This is a genomic window from Ensifer sp. LBL, from assembly GCF_050435225.1.
Taxonomy (GTDB): Bacteria; Pseudomonadota; Alphaproteobacteria; order Rhizobiales; family Rhizobiaceae; genus Ensifer.
Genome location: NZ_JBNDJY010000009.1, coordinates 12,153 through 28,111 on the forward strand (window position 1 = coordinate 12,153; position 15,959 = coordinate 28,111).

At 62.5% G+C, this 15,959-nt stretch carries 15 protein-coding genes and 1 pseudogene; 8 read left to right on the top strand and 8 right to left on the bottom strand.

Annotated elements, in window-relative coordinates:
* Positions 1–35 precede the first annotated feature (35 nt).
* Positions 36–692 (bottom strand): MarR family winged helix-turn-helix transcriptional regulator, encoded by a 657-nt coding sequence (locus OKW20_RS28745; protein WP_429177681.1) that lies wholly within the window; start codon positions 690–692, stop codon positions 36–38.
* Positions 693–841: 149 nt separating this feature from the next.
* Between OKW20_RS28745 and OKW20_RS28750 the strand changes: the two genes are divergently transcribed.
* The 3 genes and pseudogenes from OKW20_RS28750 to OKW20_RS28760 all read left to right on the top strand — a co-directional run bounded on the left by OKW20_RS28750 (position 842) and on the right by OKW20_RS28760 (position 3,114).
* A complete protein-coding gene (locus tag OKW20_RS28750) occupies positions 842–1,288 on the top strand; it encodes a pseudoazurin (RefSeq protein ID WP_082005895.1) in 447 nt (148 codons plus the stop codon).
* A gap of 116 nt (positions 1,289–1,404) precedes the next feature.
* Positions 1,405–1,946: pseudogene (locus tag OKW20_RS28755) on the top strand (MgtC/SapB family protein).
* A gap of 139 nt (positions 1,947–2,085) precedes the next feature.
* The gene (locus tag OKW20_RS28760; RefSeq protein ID WP_429177683.1) at positions 2,086–3,114 is read left to right on the top strand and encodes an alpha/beta hydrolase family protein; all 1,029 of its coding nucleotides are present in this window, start codon (positions 2,086–2,088) and stop codon (positions 3,112–3,114) included.
* On the opposite strand, the gene OKW20_RS28765 is transcribed toward OKW20_RS28760, so the two are convergent.
* A complete protein-coding gene (locus tag OKW20_RS28765) occupies positions 3,074–4,261 on the bottom strand; it encodes a helix-turn-helix domain-containing protein (RefSeq protein WP_429177685.1) in 1,188 nt (395 codons plus the stop codon). The two genes, OKW20_RS28760 and OKW20_RS28765, sit on opposite strands and share 41 nt — an antisense overlap.
* Before the next feature lie 169 nt (positions 4,262–4,430).
* Here OKW20_RS28765 and OKW20_RS28770 point away from each other — a divergent pair, with 169 nt between their 5' ends.
* A complete protein-coding gene (locus OKW20_RS28770) occupies positions 4,431–6,314 on the top strand; it encodes a patatin-like phospholipase family protein (protein WP_429177687.1) in 1,884 nt (627 codons plus the stop codon).
* Positions 6,315–6,676: 362 nt separating this feature from the next.
* The gene (locus OKW20_RS28775) at positions 6,677–7,138 is read left to right on the top strand and encodes a hypothetical protein (protein WP_043612552.1); all 462 of its coding nucleotides are present in this window, start codon (positions 6,677–6,679) and stop codon (positions 7,136–7,138) included.
* A gap of 97 nt (positions 7,139–7,235) precedes the next feature.
* On the opposite strand, the gene ppk2 is transcribed toward OKW20_RS28775, so the two are convergent.
* From ppk2 to OKW20_RS28795, 4 genes are all read right to left on the bottom strand, one after another.
* Positions 7,236–8,090 (bottom strand): polyphosphate kinase 2, encoded by an 855-nt coding sequence (ppk2, locus tag OKW20_RS28780; protein WP_429117736.1) that lies wholly within the window; start codon positions 8,088–8,090, stop codon positions 7,236–7,238.
* On the bottom strand, positions 8,077–9,840 hold the full coding sequence (locus OKW20_RS28785; RefSeq protein WP_429177689.1) for a SulP family inorganic anion transporter: 1,764 nt from the start codon (positions 9,838–9,840) through the stop codon (positions 8,077–8,079). The genes ppk2 and OKW20_RS28785 overlap by 14 nt, the downstream gene beginning before the upstream one ends.
* A 371-nt stretch (positions 9,841–10,211) precedes the next feature.
* Positions 10,212–10,685 carry a BA14K family protein gene (locus OKW20_RS28790; RefSeq protein WP_429117733.1) on the bottom strand — a complete coding sequence of 158 codons (474 nt, stop codon included), beginning with the start codon at positions 10,683–10,685 and terminating at the stop codon, positions 10,212–10,214.
* Positions 10,686–10,787: 102 nt separating this feature from the next.
* Positions 10,788–11,198, bottom strand: coding sequence for a hypothetical protein (locus OKW20_RS28795; RefSeq protein ID WP_429177691.1), 411 nt, complete (start codon positions 11,196–11,198; stop codon positions 10,788–10,790).
* A gap of 289 nt (positions 11,199–11,487) precedes the next feature.
* Here OKW20_RS28795 and OKW20_RS28800 point away from each other — a divergent pair, with 289 nt between their 5' ends.
* Positions 11,488–12,513, top strand: a complete 1,026-nt coding sequence (locus tag OKW20_RS28800) for an ankyrin repeat domain-containing protein (protein ID WP_429177693.1) — start codon at positions 11,488–11,490, stop codon at positions 12,511–12,513.
* 54 nt (positions 12,514–12,567) lie between these two features.
* On the opposite strand, the gene OKW20_RS28805 is transcribed toward OKW20_RS28800, so the two are convergent.
* Positions 12,568–13,533, bottom strand: a complete 966-nt coding sequence (locus OKW20_RS28805) for an alpha/beta fold hydrolase (RefSeq protein ID WP_429177695.1) — start codon at positions 13,531–13,533, stop codon at positions 12,568–12,570.
* 101 nt (positions 13,534–13,634) lie between these two features.
* Between OKW20_RS28805 and OKW20_RS28810 the strand changes: the two genes are divergently transcribed.
* Positions 13,635–14,093 carry an Rrf2 family transcriptional regulator gene (locus tag OKW20_RS28810; RefSeq protein WP_429177697.1) on the top strand — a complete coding sequence of 153 codons (459 nt, stop codon included), beginning with the start codon at positions 13,635–13,637 and terminating at the stop codon, positions 14,091–14,093.
* On the opposite strand, the gene OKW20_RS28815 is transcribed toward OKW20_RS28810, so the two are convergent.
* A complete protein-coding gene (locus OKW20_RS28815) occupies positions 14,011–14,979 on the bottom strand; it encodes a LysR family transcriptional regulator (protein ID WP_429177699.1) in 969 nt (322 codons plus the stop codon). The genes OKW20_RS28810 and OKW20_RS28815 overlap by 83 nt on opposite strands.
* 315 nt (positions 14,980–15,294) lie before the next feature.
* Here OKW20_RS28815 and OKW20_RS28820 point away from each other — a divergent pair, with 315 nt between their 5' ends.
* On the top strand, positions 15,295–15,948 hold the full coding sequence (locus OKW20_RS28820) for a LysE family translocator (protein WP_429177701.1): 654 nt from the start codon (positions 15,295–15,297) through the stop codon (positions 15,946–15,948).
* Positions 15,949–15,959: the final 11 nt, after the last annotated feature.

Genomic DNA, 15,959 nt, shown 5'->3' on the forward strand with positions numbered 1-15,959 from the left:
GGCTTTGGCGCCGGCGGCTGGATCGTTTCGCATGATCAGGCCGTCTCGCGATTGAAGAGACGCCAGGCGGCCCGTTGCGCCTCGGGTTCTGCCGTTTCGTATTCGCCGCAATCAACGCGCAGTTCCGCCGGTCCGAACGCAGCATCGACGAATGCGCAGTGATGCGGCGCTTTCGGATCGTCGTAGACATGCGGCCGGAAGTATCGACAGTTGACACACATGCGCTGTTCCGGAATGGCGCCAGCCGTCTGCAGGCCGCGGATGATCTTGACGAGATGCATGAGCAGGTCCTGCTGCTCCAGCCTCGAAAGCGAAGCGATGGCATCCTCCGTTGCGGAGGCGAGCCGGCCCGCCCGTCGCACTGCGTCCTCGCCGGCCGGCGTGGTGGCAACCGAAAGCGCGCGTGCGTCGCTCGGATCTGCGCGCTTTTCGACCAGCCCCTTGCGCAGCAGTGCGTTGATGGAGTCCGTCGTCGTCGGCTGGCTGACGCCGAGATAGCCGGCAACCTGCTTCACCCGCATTCCGCTGCGACCACGGGCGACGAGGAAGGTCAGGATCTGCAATTGCGTGGGATTGAGGCCGATCGCGTCCGCGGTCGACCAGGCCTCCGTGCGCATGGCCGTCGCCACGCGGGATAGCCCGTCGCCGATGCGGTCGACCAGGGCCGGTGTCGTGTCAGGTTCCTTGCTCATGAGGCGATTAATATAGGAATCCTATGCATTGTCAACGCCGATAAAAAGCGACGCGAATTTGACGCGCATCAAAGTGGAGGGGGCGTCTCAAGCTTAATCCTCTTCTCGAACAACCCGAACACGGGCTGGTCGCTCAAATGGAGAAGACGATGTTGAATGCAATCAAGAGCGGATTTGGTATCGCGATCGCGGCAATGCTGGTCGCCGCGCCGGCAGCCGCCGCGGACTTCGAAGTGCACATGCTGAACAAGGGCAAGGACGGCGCGATGGTTTTCGAGCCGGCGTCGCTGAAGGTTGCGCCCGGCGACACGGTCACCTTCATTCCGACCGACAAGGGACATAACGTCGAAACCATCAAGGGCATGATCCCCGATGGCGCCGAGGCCTTCAAAAGCAAGATCAATGAAAACTACAAGGTGACTTTCACCGCACCCGGCGTCTACGGCGTCAAGTGCACGCCGCACTACGGCATGGGCATGGTAGGCGTCGTTCAGGTCGGCGATGCGCCAGCAAACCTGGAAGCGGTCAAGGGAGCGAAGAACCCGAAGAAGGCTCAGGAACGCCTGGACGCGGCCCTCGCGGCGCTCGGCAACTAAGCGACTTCTAGCGCTTCGGAGCGGGGTGGGGACAGGCCGCTCCTGGCGTCTGCGCACTGGGTGAGGCGCGGGCGCCATCATGCGGAACCAATGCGAAGCATTCGCGTTGGTTCCGCATGGATCAGATCACCGCCGAATTGTTCCCACCGTCGCAGATCCCCTATACGGTCATTTTTGCGCGCATCCTCGGAGCGCTGCTGATGGGCGCGGTCATCGGCTTCGAGCGCGAAGTCAAGGCACGCCCGCCGGCCTCAAGACCCATATGCTCGTCTGCCTCGCAGCCTGCACTTTCGGCATCATCTCGATCGAAAGCGTCCGCCTCGGCGGCTTCTTCGATGAACGCGTCCGCATCGACCCGCTGCGCGTGGTGGAGGCGGTAACCGCAGGCGTCGCGTTTCTTGCAGCCGGAACCATCGTCCTGTCTCGCGGCGAGGTCCAGGGCCTGACGACCGGCGCGAGCCTCTGGCTCGCAGGCGCGATCGGCATCTCCGTCGGCTTTGGCCATTGGATCGTCGCCGGCCTTGCGGTCGGCTCCGCCTTCGCCGTTCTTACCATCATCGGCCATTTCGAGGGCGAGGCCATGCGGCACGAAATGCCTGACGTGGAACCGGAGGGCGAAGGAGCTGCGGCGTCCGGCAAGAGACGTCCGAAGCGATAGGTCCGCTGACCCACCACACGCGTGCTTTCCCACAGTTTTCGATGCTGCTGCCAGCCGCTTTCGTCCTCGATCGCGTTCGAGGTCGCCGCTTGGTCGTTTTCGCGGGATGGAGGCCAGGTTTTCAACCGAAGGGCTTCTCATGTTCAAACCATTCGTTTTCGCCGGCATCCTGTGGCTTGGTTCCGCAGTGCTCGGTCACGCCAAAGACGCGGTCGGCTTTCGGGAGGCCGACATTTACAAGAACAGCGCTCGACCACTCCACGTTGCGCTCTGGTATTCCACTCAAGACCGCGCGGCAGCCACTACCGTTGGCGACAACCGGGCCCTCGAGGGTATCCAGGCTATCAGAAATGCGGCGACCACCAAGGGAGCGCGCCCGTTGGTCGTGCTCTCCCACGGTTACGGCGGCAGCTGGCGCAATCTGAATTGGCTGGCGGGCAGGCTGGTTGAGCAAGGCTATGTCGTCGCTGCCCCGGATCACCCGGGCACCACCACGTTCGACAGGAACGCGAAGCAGGCGGCGGAGTTGTGGGAGCGCCCACGCGACCTCAGCCGGGTCATCGATGCCTTGATCGCCGATCCGGCGCTTGCCGGGGACATCGATGAAAGCCGGATTGCAGCCATTGGCCACTCGCTCGGGGGATGGACCGTGAGTGCACTGGCCGGGGCGGCATTCGACGGGGATCGCTTCAGGCGTGATTGCGAGACAAATGCCAGTCCGCGCGCCTGCAGCCTCAGCGCAGAGCTTGGCCTCGATCGGCCCGAGTTCGAAAAAGACCTGAGGGACCCTCGGCTCGATGCCTTCGTGTCGCTCGATCTGGGGCTGGCGCGGGGTTTTGATCCCGACAGCCTGGCGCGGGTTCGTCTTCCATCACTGGTCATTGCCGCCGGCACCGATATCGGTGACATGCCGGCCAGGCTCGAATCCGGTTATCTCGCCGAGCGCTTGCCGAAAAATGCGTCCACCTATGTCGAAATCCCCGATGCGATGCATTTCAGCTTCATGCAGACTTGCAAGCCGGGCGCTGCGGCGTTGATCGAGGCGGAGACGCCCGGGGACGGCATCGTCTGCAAGGACGGCGGGGTTCGTGGACGCGACGAGATCCATCGGGAACTCGCTTTTCTCATCATCGGTTTTCTGGCCGAGGCCCTTCCGGCCGGCCCATGAGGCCTCCGACTGACTCTAAAGCCGAATTCTCCTGGCGGTATTCACGCGGCGTCATGCCGGTCACCCGCAGAAATTCGCGGTTGAAGTTGGACTTCGTCTGGAAGCCCGACTCCATCATCGCTGCCGTGATCGGCAGGTCGGTTTCGTTCAACAGACGCATGGCTTCTCGAACACGGTACTCGTTGACGACCTGCGACACGTTTCGCGACGAGGTCCGATTAATGGCAACGGAGATTTGCCGGGCGGGTATCGCCAATTTGCGTGACAACCGTCGCAGGGTCAGATCCGGGTCACGAAACAGCCTTCTTTCGCTCATTGCCGTATCGAGCGCTTCGAGGATGCGGCGGTGGTCGCCTGTCGGTGCGCCCTCGCTTGCGAGAGCCGGCATTTTGTTTGCCTCATTCGGAAGGCTTACGTCGTTGTCAGGCACGCTCCGGCCCATGACGGCGATCGCGAAGGCGACAAGCGGGAGCGTCAACATGTGAGCCGCACCAACGATCGAGGCGGCGTGGCTTCCGCGATAGAACTCGAAGTCTGCAGCTATCACCAGGTCGATTATCCCTGATGTCAGCAACAGACCGGCAACGGCAAACGCGGCGCTGCGAGCACCGCGAGCCTCCGCCAGCCGGGCGTTTTCGAAGTTGCCTTCGGACGCATACGACTGGTGAGCAAGCAACGCCGCGTAGGTGAAGTAGAGGAGGGCAAGGATGAGGTCGATCGGAGTCTGCCAATACTGCCACAGTGCCGAAAGGATCAATATCGCTGCAGGTGCGAGAAGGTGGGGCCAGTATCGTTGTCGATGGGAGCCTCTGAGTTCTGAAAAACAGAACCATGCAATGGGTGGAAGCAGAGCCGCGACCACGGGCTGAAGGAACCGCACCCATTGCAGATCCGCAGTCCAGCGCAAGCCGACCGTTACGATCAAAAGGATGCATGCGGCGATGAACACCGTGGCCGGCCGAAGAATTCGGCCACGTTGGAAGAGCGCACGCATGAGCAGAATGGTCAGCATAAGCGCGACGACGAACGGCAGCGGGATCGAAGGTATCATGTGGTCGTCGCGTTCATGTTGGGCGCTGAAATGAAGGCTCGATATGGACACGTCCAAAACGGTGATGCAACGCCATTCCGCACAGAAAGGTTGCATCCGGCTGGCGCCCGCGGCCTCGCGCCGCTATCGTGTTTTGAGGGACGATGCCGTTCATTTCTGGTCCGGTGAACGCCGGCTGCGTCGTATTGCATGGTGAGGAAATCTGTTCGGCAATCCCGATCGAAACGGCTAAGCTCGGAAGCGGGCTGTTTCCAAGGAAGGTTTGATGGACGCCACCGGTTCCCTTGCTGCCAAGTTGTTGTCGGAGACCCTGATGTTCGACCAGACGTCGCTGGCCGCATTGGAAGCCTTGGCAGCCAATTCCGATCGCGGCATCGTGCGACGCGGTGAGGTTTTGGTCCGCCAGGGCGAGCCATCGGACCGGTTTTTTGTGGTCCTCTCCGGCCGCTTCACCGTGCACCGGGATGACATCTCCGAACCGGTTGCCGAAATAGGGCAGGGCGAACTCGTTGGCGAGGTCGGCTTCTTCGCCGGCCTGCCGCGCATGGCCACGGTCGTTGCAGTTCGCGATTCCATTGTCCTTTCAATCTGCGACCACCAGTTCGAAAAGGCGGCGCGCAGCCTGCCGAGCTTGCGCCAGTCGGTGACGACGTTTCTGGCGCGACGGTTCGCCAAGCAAGCGCCGGCTTCGCCGCATGCCAAGGGTGCCTGCCGGATAAGGACGCTCGCAATTGTTGCGGCCGGAAGCAGCCGGGTTTCTCCCCGCTTCATCGACCTGTTGCGCAAGGCTTTCGCCGGGTCCACGCGCACGGCCTTCCTGGCGAGGGCCGACATCGAAGAGCGCTTTCCCGGCATTCCGGTCGATGATCAGCCGGTGCTGGACTGGCTCAACCAATTGGAGGCCAAGGTCGGAGGCATCGTCTACATCGCCGACGAGGAGCCGAGCGACTGGACGCGTGTCTGTATTCGCCAGGCCGATGGCGCCCTGTTGGTCGGTGAGGCGTCCGGTTCTGAAAAACGCAACCCGTCGGAGCAACTCGCATTGTCGGTGCATTCGCCATCGAGCGTGCGGCTGGTTCTGGTCCACGACAAGCGCGCCGCAACGGTTAGCGGCACCAGCGCCTGGCTGAACGAGCGTCCCGGCATCCGGCAGCATCACCATGTGGCGCTCGAAGACGGAGAGGATGTCGAGCGCCTGGCCCGCTTCATTTCCGGGGAGGCGAGGGGCTTCGTCGCCGCCGGCGGAGGCTCGCTCGGATGCGCGCATCTTGGCGTCCACAAGGCTTTCGTCGAGGCCGGCGCGTCCTTCGACTATCTGGGAGGCACCAGTTCGGGAGCGGCGATGATGGCGGGCTTTGCCCGCGGCATGAACGCTGACGAGATCAATCGCGGGACGCACGAGATCTTTGTCCGTAGCCGCGCGTTTCGTCGACTGACCGTGCCGCAATATGCGCTGCTGGATCACAAGGTGCTCGACCGCACGCTGCAGGCCGAATATGGCGACGTACTCATCGAGGATCTCTGGCTGCCCTTTTTCGCGCTGTCGACCAATCTCAGCACCGGGCAGGCGCATGTTCATCGCCGCGGAAAGCTGTGGCAGGCCGTCAGAGCGTCGGGCTCGATCCCCGGCATCCTGCCGCCCTTCTTCACGGCCGACGGGGACATGCTGGTCGACGGGGCAATCATGAACAATCTGCCGCTGGAGCAGATGAAGGAGTTGAAGACGGGCCCCAACGTCGTCGTCAGCCTGGGCGGAGGCGGTCCTGGAAAACAGCACATCGACTATGACAGCATACCCGGTGCATCCGAACTAACCGTCCGGTTGCTGAACCCCTTCGGCCGCTCGGGCTTGCCGAAGATCCCCAACCTGATCCAGGTCATTGCCGCAAGCATGCTGGCGCATCGGCCGCAGGAGATTGCGCTTGGTGAAAGGGACATCCTGATTTCGCCACCGGTGTCGGCCGCGATCAGCTTTATGGATTGGAGCCGGCACTCCGAACTGTTCGCCGAAGCCTATCAATGGGCAAGGTCATGGATTGATGAGCGTATCGGCGAGAACGACCCGCGAATGGAGGCCATTTTTGACCTGCCGCCCCACTCCGGCTCGCTGGAAACATATGGCGGGGCAACGGGGCGTTCCGCGCTCTAGGATCCGCCACATATCTGCGGCGCGAACTTTTCCGAGGGCGCGCAGTCGGCTTGAATGCGCGTGGACTTTCGACTGATATTCGCCCCTGTTAAGTTGTCACCGTCCTCTTGCGGTTGTAGTATTTTAGGATAGCCTTGTGTCGGGAGGGCCGGCGGCGGCTCTCTCGGTTTGCTGTGAAAAGACCAATAAATAGAGGGTCATCGGAGAAACTGCGGCTCGCATTCAAAAATGTTTCGTCCCCGAACCGCACTCCGTTCGGGTTCCCTTGGGTGTAACTGCGGGACGTTCCTGGCCATGCGATGCGCGGAAAACGTGTGCCGCCTCGTCACAGAGCGCCCAATAGCTTGAAGTGGATCGATGTGATGTCTGACAACAAGAATGCCGGCGCACCTCCGAGTGCGCAGGACCTCAGAATGCAGATGCTCCAGCGCGAAATGGACGAGATGGACAAGGAGCGGCGGCTGAAATCCATCGAAGAGCAAAAGCACGCCGATTTTGCCGCGGATTTTCTCAAGAAACACGTGACGGAGGAGGAAATCGCCATCGTCCGCCGGCTGGTCACGAACGCCGTGAAAGCCGGCAAGTTCGAAGCGATGGTCTACAGCTTCCCGTCCGAGCTTTGCACAGACAGCGGCCGCGCCATCAACAGCGGCGACCGGGATTGGCCGAACACGCTGCAGGGTAAGGCAAAGGAGTTCTTCGATCGCTATCAGGCCTTCGGCAAGCCGAATGGCTACAAGTTGAAGGCGATGATCATCAACTTCCCCGGTGGCGTTCCCGGTGACGTCGGGTTCTTTCTGAACTGGGCGCCTGAAAAAGTCTGAGGGCGACGGTCCTACGTGGATCGTGTGGTCGGGCCGCCGGCCGGTTCCCGATCGAAAGCGTTCAAAAGCCCGCACCTTTGGTGCGGGCTTTTCAGTTTTACAGAACGTCCGGAACGGTCCTGCGCACGTGGTCGTCCGCGGCAAAGTCATCCGGTCGTTTCTGGCGCTTGCCGAGGTCGGGCTCTGTGAATTTCACGCGCTCGTATGGAATGGACGAGAGAATGTGCGAGATGCAGTTGATGCGGGCTCGCTTCTTGTCATCCGACGGCACGATCCACCAGGGCGCAAATTCGGTGTCCGTCATGCGGATCATCTCGTTGTAGGCGCGGGTATAGTCCCACCAGCGGCGATAGGATTCGACGTCCATCGGGCTGAGTTTCCATTGGCGCAGCGGATCGGCAATGCGCTGCCGGAAGCGCTTTTCCTGTTCCTTCTCGCTGACGTCGAGGAAGTATTTGAGCAGGATGATGCCGCTTTCGACCATGGCCGCTTCGAAACGTGGCGCGAGCTCGAGGAAGCGCCGGGCGCTGTCGTCCGAGCAGAAGCCCATGACGCGTTCGACGCCGGGACGGTTGTACCAGGAGCGGTCGAAGATCACGATCTCGCCGGCGGCCGGCAGGTGCTGGATATAGCGCTGCATGTAGATCTGCGACTTCTCGCGGTCGGTCGGCGCCGGCAGCGCGGTGACGCGGAAGACGCGCGGGCTGACACGCTCGGTCAGCCGCTTGATCACGCCGCCCTTGCCGGCCGCATCGCGGCCCTCGAAGACGATCACGATGCGCGCGCCGGTTTTCTTCACCCAGGCCTGCAGATGGGCGGTCTCCTGCTGCAGCCGGGCGAGCTCCTTGGCATAGCCCTCGGACGACGATTCTTCCGAAGTCGTTGCGTCCGCGGCTATTTCGCTGTCGCTCTTGTCTTTGCCCTTCTTCTTCTTGCCGTCATGCTTGCCCATTCTTCCCTCCCGTTTGGACATGGTCATCTGGCTTGATTTCGACGGAGCCGGCCGGCTGGTCGGCGTTCCGCCCGTATTTGGCCTCGTAGGCGTCGAGCGCATCCTCCATCCCCTCGAAGATCATGCCCGGGCCGATCTTCTCGACGACTCCGGACCGCTCGAGCAGGGCGCGCGCATCGGTGTGCAGCTCGGCAAGGCCGAGCGTGATGCCGCGGCTCTTCAGGTCGTCCTGCAACTCGCCAAGCATATCCGCGGCGGTGCTGTCGATTTGCGGGATGGCGCTCGCGTCGATCACCAGCCAGCGGGCGGGCCGGGGCAGGCTCTCGGCGATCGCTTCCAGCCGCTCGCGGACGTAGTCGGCGTTGTAGAAAAGCAGGCTGTCCTGCACCATGCAGGCGCCGAATCCCGGGACCGGGCGTGCTTCGGTCATGCGATGCAGCTTGTAAAAACCGTCGCGCCCCGGGATGCGGCCCAGCATGGCGTCGTGCGGATACATGGTCTGCACGATGAGGTAGACCAGCGTCGCGGCAATGGCGATCACCACGCCGTTGAGCACGCCGAGGCCGATCGGTCCCCAGAGGGCAATCAGTGCGAAGATGAACTCGATGCGGTTGACGCTCCAGATCCGTCGGAGACCGTCGATGTCGATCAGGCTGAGCGCGGTCGCCGCCAGAATTGCGCCGAGTGCGGCGACCGGCAGGATGCGCAGGACGTTGCCGAGAAAGAGCAGCACCGCCATCAGGGTTGCCGCCGCAACGAGGCTTGCGATCTGCGACCGTCCGCCAACGGCGAAGTTCACGGCCGTGCGTGAATCAGAGGCGGTCACCGGAAACGTCCCGAACAGGCCGGCCGCGATGTTGGCGGCGCCAAAGCCGCTCAGTTCGCGGTTCGGATCGACGCGGTAGCCGCCGAGTGCGGCAAAGCTGCGCGCTGCGATGACGCCGGAGCCGAAACTGACGAGGAAGATCGCGGCCCCCCCTGTCAGCAGGGCGTCGATCGGCAGACCCTCGAGACGGGGTAGGAGGAAGGACGGCAAGCCGTCGGGAATGTTGCCGACGACCGTCATGCCGCGCCCTTCGAAATCGAAGAGATAGGATAACAACACGGCAACGAAGACGACGATGACGGGACCTGGAACGGGCGAGCGATAGATCCGGGCGACCTGAAGCAGCGCAAAACACGCCAAGGCAAACACCAGGGTGGGCCAATGGATGGAGCCGGCTTGTCTCAGAAGTTCGAGAATGGGGCTGATCAACCCCTCGGATTCGATCTGCACGCCGGTGACGCGCTTGATCTGTCCGACCAGGATCGAAAGCGAAATGCCGGCAAAAAAGCCCGTGAGGATCGGGCGCGACAGAAAGGTCGCGAGCACGCCGAGACGAACGAGGCGGGCAATCAGACAGAGGATGCCGACGATGAGGGCAAGCAGGGCGGCGGCCGTTACGCGGTCGGCGTCGCCGGAGGATGAGGCGAAGACCGTGGTCAGCACCGCCGCCAGCACCGTCATCGTCGCCGCGTCCGGTCCGACGATCAGTTGCCGCGACGGACCGAAGAGGGCGTAGGCGACGAGCGGCGTGATGCTCGCATAAAGGCCCGTCTCGGGTGGCAGTCCGGCGATGGCCGGATAGGCGATCGCACTCGGCAGTCCGACCGCGGCAATAGCGACGCCGGCGGAGATGTCGTTGCGCAGCCAGCTTCCCTGATACCCCTTAAGGTTGTCCAGAAGCGGCAAGCGAGGCAGGTTCAGCATGCTGACGATCCCCGGGGGCGTTGCTCTCTCAAAGTGCTCTAAACGCTATAATTCTGGCCACGCGAGAAGCGCAAACAATGCACTCTACCATTGCGTACATTAGGGATGCAAAACTTTCCTTTCATCGGCTTCGACAAAAAGAGCAAAAGTTGCAGACGATTAGAGAGGCCTGCTGCCGGATCGACCCGGCGACTGCCGCGGCGGGATTTCCGCCCTCGGATCACCGGCTGCGTCCAGTGAGGGCACCGCCTCCGGCTTTCGGTCGATCGATACTTCTGCGGGCAAGAGCGGGCACCGCCGGCCGGCCTTCGGCGCAACCCCTCTGGCCCTGCACGCGATCGTGAAGCCCGTTTCAACCGGGCTTCACGGCGTCAATAATAAGGGGAGACGCATACCTGCCTCGGGCCGTAATAGGGCTGGAAAGTGTCGTCATAGGCCCTGTAGGACCGGTAGCGGGCATAACACCAGCGCGTGTGCGCACTGCCTCCATAATAGGTTTGGCGGTAGTAGCGCGGCGCATAGTAACGCGGGGCATCGTAAGTCGGGCCGTAATAGCCTTCGTCATAATAGCCCGGACCATAGTAGCGTGGCTGCGCCAGCAGCCCGCCGATGATCGCGCCGGTCGCCAGTCCGCCGAGCGCCCAGGCCCAGTCATCGCCACCGTCGTGGTGATGCCCGTGATAATAGCCGCCGCCGTGATAACCGCCGCCGTAGTGCCTGTATTGAACCGGTTGGACTTGAGATGCCTCCACCCCCGCCGTAACGGCTGGGGGAAATGCCATGGCGGGCGGGATACACGTGGCCACCGCCGCCAGCGACAAGGCAAAGATTGCTAGCCTCTTCATTGGCTTCACCTTCTTTCCACCCCGCGCCTGATTATAGCGCGGAACCGGCCCGATGGCACTTCGTTTTGAAAGGCGCTCCCGTTGCCCGCCTTGGGCTCGCGTCTACTTGACGACGGTTATGCTCAGCACGCCCTCTTCGATCTTTCCGTCCTCATAAGGGGAGCGAATGACGAGCCGGTCGCGGCCGGTATAGCCGGGGTTCGGCGTATAGTAGGCGACGACGCCGTTCACCTTGGTCGTCGCGCATTTCGACTGCTTGCCGTCCAGTTTTGGATAGACCGCTTCGTGGACGATTTCGAGGCGGCCATGCTTGGGCTTTTCGGCAATCGTCATCGCAGGATAGTCGATCTGGCTGCAATCGTCGTTGATGTGCCAGTTCTTGGCCACAAGCGTCTTCACTCCGCTGCGCGCGGTGATCGACAGCGTCTGCTGCCGGGAACTCTCGGAAGTCGCCGTGCAGGCCGATAACGTGATCGCGGCCGCGGCCAATAGCAGATATCTAACGGCTTTCACTGGGATCCTGAGGTTTCTTTGAGTTCGGCATTAAGTTTCGTGAGGCGAGAGCGGTCTCTTCTCGTCGAGATGTGCCCCTCGGCCCCACGCGTTCTACGTGTACGATCATGCATATCTTCGTGTCGCGAGATAGAGGGGCGCCTAAGCCTTTGAAAGATGCCGCCAGCCTTTTCGAGAGAATCTAGGCGGCGTTGGCCATTACTGAATGTCCTGCATGTGACTGATGTATCGGTCCGGGATTCATTCAAGAGACAGGCAGCCCTATCTTGTCTCGAAAGGAGCATCGATCATGAAGCAATCGTCACGGCATATCCTGAAAGACCACGGCGCGAGCCTTCCGCCCCTGCATGCGGCCGCCGCCCGCGGCGATATCGCTGTGGTGGAGGGATTGCTGGCGGCGGGAGAGGACGTCTTCAAGCTCGATCCCCTGATGGGTGCGTCCGCCCTTCATTTCGCCGCACAAAGCGGCAGCGCCGAAATCACTCAATTGCTTCTCGATCACGGCGCCCTCATCAACCTGCAAAGCCACAGCCACGGCATGACGCCGTTGATGGTCGCCGTCTGGCATCGCCGTCCCGCCGTTGCGCGCGTGCTGCTGGAACACGCCGACAGCGATCCGTCCGTAAGATCGCGCCTCGGCGCCACGGCCGAAGAGATGCTCGGCGATGCGACGCCGCAGGATGCGGAACTGCGTGACATCTTCGATGACTTCAGGACCCGCGCCGAAAAGCGTTACCGATGGCAACCGCTCATCGCCGCCCTTGGCGACCGGGCCTTGTCACCGGCTGAAAAGGAGCAGCGGGTGGTGGAACTGCTCGAAGCGGGCGCCGATCCGAATGTCGTCGCGCCCAACTACGATATCGAAAACCCTGGCCACACGCCGCTGATGATCGCTGCGCGCGACGGGCTGGCGGCGGCGGTTCGTGCGCTTCTGGACGAGGGTGCCGACATGACGCTCGTCGACCACTTCATGCACGCTCACCCGGCGCACAAAGCGGCCTATATGGGCAGGTCCGATGTCATGAGGGCGCTGGTGGCGCATCCGCGCTTCGCCGAGATCGCGGATATCCAGGGGCCCTTCAACGGTTATACGGCGCTGCACGATGCGGTGTGGATGGGGCATGCCGATACCGTTGCCATCCTGATCGACGCCGGCGTGTCTCTCGCGCCACGCGGCCATGACGGCCAGACCGCGGCCGAAATGGCGCGTGCCTTTGGTTTCGAGACGGTTGGCGCGATGCTGGACGAGGCTTCGCGACGCCGCACCGTGCCGGATCAGTTGGGGACCGAGGCCATTTCACCCGCTCTTGCCTGATAGCGCGTGACGGCGGCGACAAACGCCGTCGTGTATGTCTTGGCCGCCTGCCTTTCAAATCTGTCTGGCAAACTGGATGAGGGCCTCGCTCACGATATCGGGGCGTTCCTGCGGCAGCCAATGGCCACTGCCGGGCACGATGATGTTCTCCTTGAGCTGCGGAACGAGTTGCGGCATCGCATCGACGATAGCCCGCATCCCGGGTATGGCGAGGCCTGTATCGCGTTCGCCAGTCATGAACAGGGCGGGAATGCCGACCTTTAGGCCGGCGAAGGCAGCCTGCAGCTGCCAATTGCGATCGAGGTTTCGATAGTAGTTCAACCCGCCGCGAAAACCGGTCGTGGCAAAGGCGCTGATATAGACGTCGAGGTCAGCAGCGGTCAGCCAACCCGGCATGCTGTCGGGCAGGGCCCCAAGCAGTCCACGCCGGCGCGATACCATGCCGAACGGATTGGGCGTCTGGTCTCCGGGCTGTCGCCGCCCGGCGTCGCCGGAAGCAGCAAAGAGGATCTTTCGCAGCGTCTGGCCGACGTCACGCTCCAGTTCCGCCTCGGCGACGCCGGGCTCCTGAAAATAGAGCGTGTACAACTCGGCCTCGTCGGTCCGCGGGAAGATCCGGGTGGGCGGAACGGGCGGCTGGCCCATCATCGGCACGCTCAAGGCGACGACGCCGTGGAAACGGTCGGGTCGCATCTGCGCCGCCTGCCAGGCAACGGTCGCGCCCCAGTCGTTACCGACGAGGATGGCCACCGGCACATCAAGGGCGTCCAGCAGCGCGATCAGATCGCCGACGATGTGAAACAAGCTGTATTCGTCGACCGAGGACGGGCATTCCGTGAGGCCGTAGCCACGCAAGTCAGGCGCAATTGCCCGAAAGCCCGCCTCTGCAAGTGCCGCTACCTGGTGTCGCCAGGCATGCGAGGTCTCCGGGAAGCCGTGGCAGAGAAGAACGGCCGGGCCGTTTCCCTGTTCGATTAAGCCCATGCGGATGGTTCGGGTCTGGATTGTCCGGGCCTGCATCTTCGTTCCTTCTCGACACTCTGATACTGTAATTGTATAAGTTACGGAAACGGATGACGTCAAGAGTGCGTAACTTACGATGTTACACTATGGGGTATGGAATGAAGCAAGACAGCCGGTTGGCGCGGATGATCCACGTGCTCATACACATGGCATTGCTCGGGGGAAGGGAGACGTCGGAGACCATCGCCAAGATGCTGAACACCAATCCGGTGGTCGTTCGCCGGACGATGGGGGCGTTGAAGCGCAAGGGCGTCGTCGGTTCCGAAGGCGGTCGGGGAGGGGGCTGGGCGCTGCTGGTGCCGCTTGAGGCGTTGACGGTGCTGGATGTGCAGCGGGCGCTCGATGACGGGCAGGTTCTGGCGGCCGGCGTGTCGGAGGACCATCCGACCTGCCCGGTCGAGCGTGCTGCGAACGCGGCGCTGGTGGACGCCTTCGAACAGGCGGAGCGGACCCTGCTGCGAGAGTTTGCCGAACTCAAGCTTTCGGCGATTGCGGAGCGTGCGATGCAGGCCGCTGGAGAGTCTCGGCAGGCAGCGCGCCCGGATCATCAACCCTGAAGGCGCCGCGCATGTGGTCGATGAACAGGCGAAGCGGCAGCATCGAGCGATACTCGCGCGGATAATAGAGGTAGAGACCGGGAATGGGCAGGAGATAGTCCGTGAGAACGCTGGCCAAGCCTGGGCGGCGCAAGGCTTCGGGCGGGCCATCGCGGAACACGTAGCCGAGCCCCAGGCCGTCGGCGATCATCTGATAGAGCGCCGGCAAGTCGCTGACGATGAGCCCGCCGGAGACGTCGACCGTGTGGGGCTCGCCCGCATCATGAAACACCCAGGGCGCCAGCCGTCCGGAGCGGTGGAAGCGATAGCGGATACAATCATGGGACAGCAGGTCCGCGGGCGATTGCGGCTTGCCCCGGCGCTCGAAGTAATCGTGGCTGCCGTAGACGGCGAGCGGCAGCGGCTCGCCGAGCTTGATGGCGACCATGTCCTGCTCGATCCGGTCGCCCTGGCGGATGCCAGCATGATAGCCCGCCTCCATCAGATCCACCAAGGCGTCGGTCATGATCAGTTCCAGCTCGATCTCGGGCCATGCCTTGCGAAACGAGACGATGTGCGGCGCGAGCGCCATGGTGTAGGCGAACTCCGGCAGGGTGATCCGCAGGCTGCCGCGCGGGCTGCCGCCGACATCGCGCGCCTCCTGCACGGCGTTGGCCAACTGGTCGAAGGCGGGCAGCGCGCCTCTGCTCAGCGCCCGCCCGGCCTCCGTCATCAGCACCGATCGGGTGGTGCGCACGAACAGGGCCGTTCCCATCTGCTTTTCGAGGGACTTCAATTGATGGCTGATCGTCGAGGGCGTGACGCCCAGAGCCTCGGCGGCGCCCCGCATGCTGCCTGCTCGGGCGATGGCGTCAAACACTTCAAGCAGCGCAAGCGGAAGCCGCATTCCCGATTCTCCTTCGATCTCTGCTCTCTATAATTGAAAACTGGATGCCGCCTTCGCAAGCGAGAAGCGTCAGCGCGCACCTCAAGACGCAGTCCTTCCGGGCACGCGACCGCTTGGGGGAGAACCTTCTCTGGCAATACTGTTGAATGGCCTGCATCTCGGTGTGCGATCGGCTGCAATTTTCGCCAGCAAGGCATCTGCTAGACATAAGCGGAAAGCCGTGCCGAAATACGAAGCGCCGGACGTGTGTGCGAAAAACGCCTGCATGGAAATATCCGGGGTACTTCCGTCGCCAAATTTGCGAGGTAACCACGCATGGACTTCGTTTTGCCGAATGCAACCAGTCTCGGCCTCTTCGTCAGCGCAGCACTCGCGCTGCTCCTCATGCCGGGGCCGGCAGTGCTTTATCTCGTCGGCCGCTCGATCGAACAGGGCCGGACGGCCGGATTGGTTTCGATTGCCGGTATTCATGCCGCGACTGTGTTTCATGTACTGACAGCAGCACTCGGCCTCTCGGCGCTGCTCGCATCTTCTGCGCTCGCATTCGCCATCGTGAAATATGCCGGCGCCGCCTATCTGATCTGGATGGGCCTTCGCAAGCTTTTTGCGCCCGTGCCTGGCCTTGGGACCGGCGCATCGGCGCTCGCGCGTCATAGCAACTGGCGCCTGTTTCGCGATGGCTTCATCGTCAACCTTCTGAACCCGAAGACCGCCCTTTTCTTCCTCGCCTTCCTGCCCCAGTTCGTCGATGTGGCGCTCGGCCATGTGGCGGTTCAGATCTTCACCCTCGGCATATTGTTTACCGCGCTTGGGCTGATCACCGACACCAGCTATGCGATGGCGGCAGGGATTGCTGGAAGCTGGCTTCGCGGCAATCGCAGCTACCTGCGGTTCGAACGCTATTTCAGTGGATTTCTCTATATCGGGCTCGGCGTCACCGCGGCCCTGGCCGGCAACGGCAAGAAGTGAGCAAGGGAGAA

Coding starts and splice junctions, on each gene's coding strand:
- OKW20_RS28760 (WP_429177683.1), top strand. CDS start 2,086: ATGTTCAAACCATTCGTTTTCGCCGGCATCCTGTGGCTTGGTTCCGCA.
- OKW20_RS28815 (WP_429177699.1), bottom strand. CDS start 14,979: ATGCGGCTTCCGCTTGCGCTGCTTGAAGTGTTTGACGCCATCGCCCGA.
- OKW20_RS28800 (WP_429177693.1), top strand. CDS start 11,488: ATGAAGCAATCGTCACGGCATATCCTGAAAGACCACGGCGCGAGCCTT.
- OKW20_RS28745 (WP_429177681.1), bottom strand. CDS start 692: ATGAGCAAGGAACCTGACACGACACCGGCCCTGGTCGACCGCATCGGC.
- OKW20_RS28790 (WP_429117733.1), bottom strand. CDS start 10,685: ATGAAGAGGCTAGCAATCTTTGCCTTGTCGCTGGCGGCGGTGGCCACG.
- OKW20_RS28775 (WP_043612552.1), top strand. CDS start 6,677: ATGTCTGACAACAAGAATGCCGGCGCACCTCCGAGTGCGCAGGACCTC.
- OKW20_RS28765 (WP_429177685.1), bottom strand. CDS start 4,261: ATGCAACCTTTCTGTGCGGAATGGCGTTGCATCACCGTTTTGGACGTG.
- OKW20_RS28750 (WP_082005895.1), top strand. CDS start 842: ATGTTGAATGCAATCAAGAGCGGATTTGGTATCGCGATCGCGGCAATG.
- OKW20_RS28820 (WP_429177701.1), top strand. CDS start 15,295: ATGGACTTCGTTTTGCCGAATGCAACCAGTCTCGGCCTCTTCGTCAGC.
- OKW20_RS28785 (WP_429177689.1), bottom strand. CDS start 9,840: ATGCTGAACCTGCCTCGCTTGCCGCTTCTGGACAACCTTAAGGGGTAT.
- OKW20_RS28805 (WP_429177695.1), bottom strand. CDS start 13,533: ATGCAGGCCCGGACAATCCAGACCCGAACCATCCGCATGGGCTTAATC.
- OKW20_RS28770 (WP_429177687.1), top strand. CDS start 4,431: ATGGACGCCACCGGTTCCCTTGCTGCCAAGTTGTTGTCGGAGACCCTG.
- OKW20_RS28810 (WP_429177697.1), top strand. CDS start 13,635: ATGAAGCAAGACAGCCGGTTGGCGCGGATGATCCACGTGCTCATACAC.
- ppk2 (WP_429117736.1), bottom strand. CDS start 8,090: ATGGGCAAGCATGACGGCAAGAAGAAGAAGGGCAAAGACAAGAGCGAC.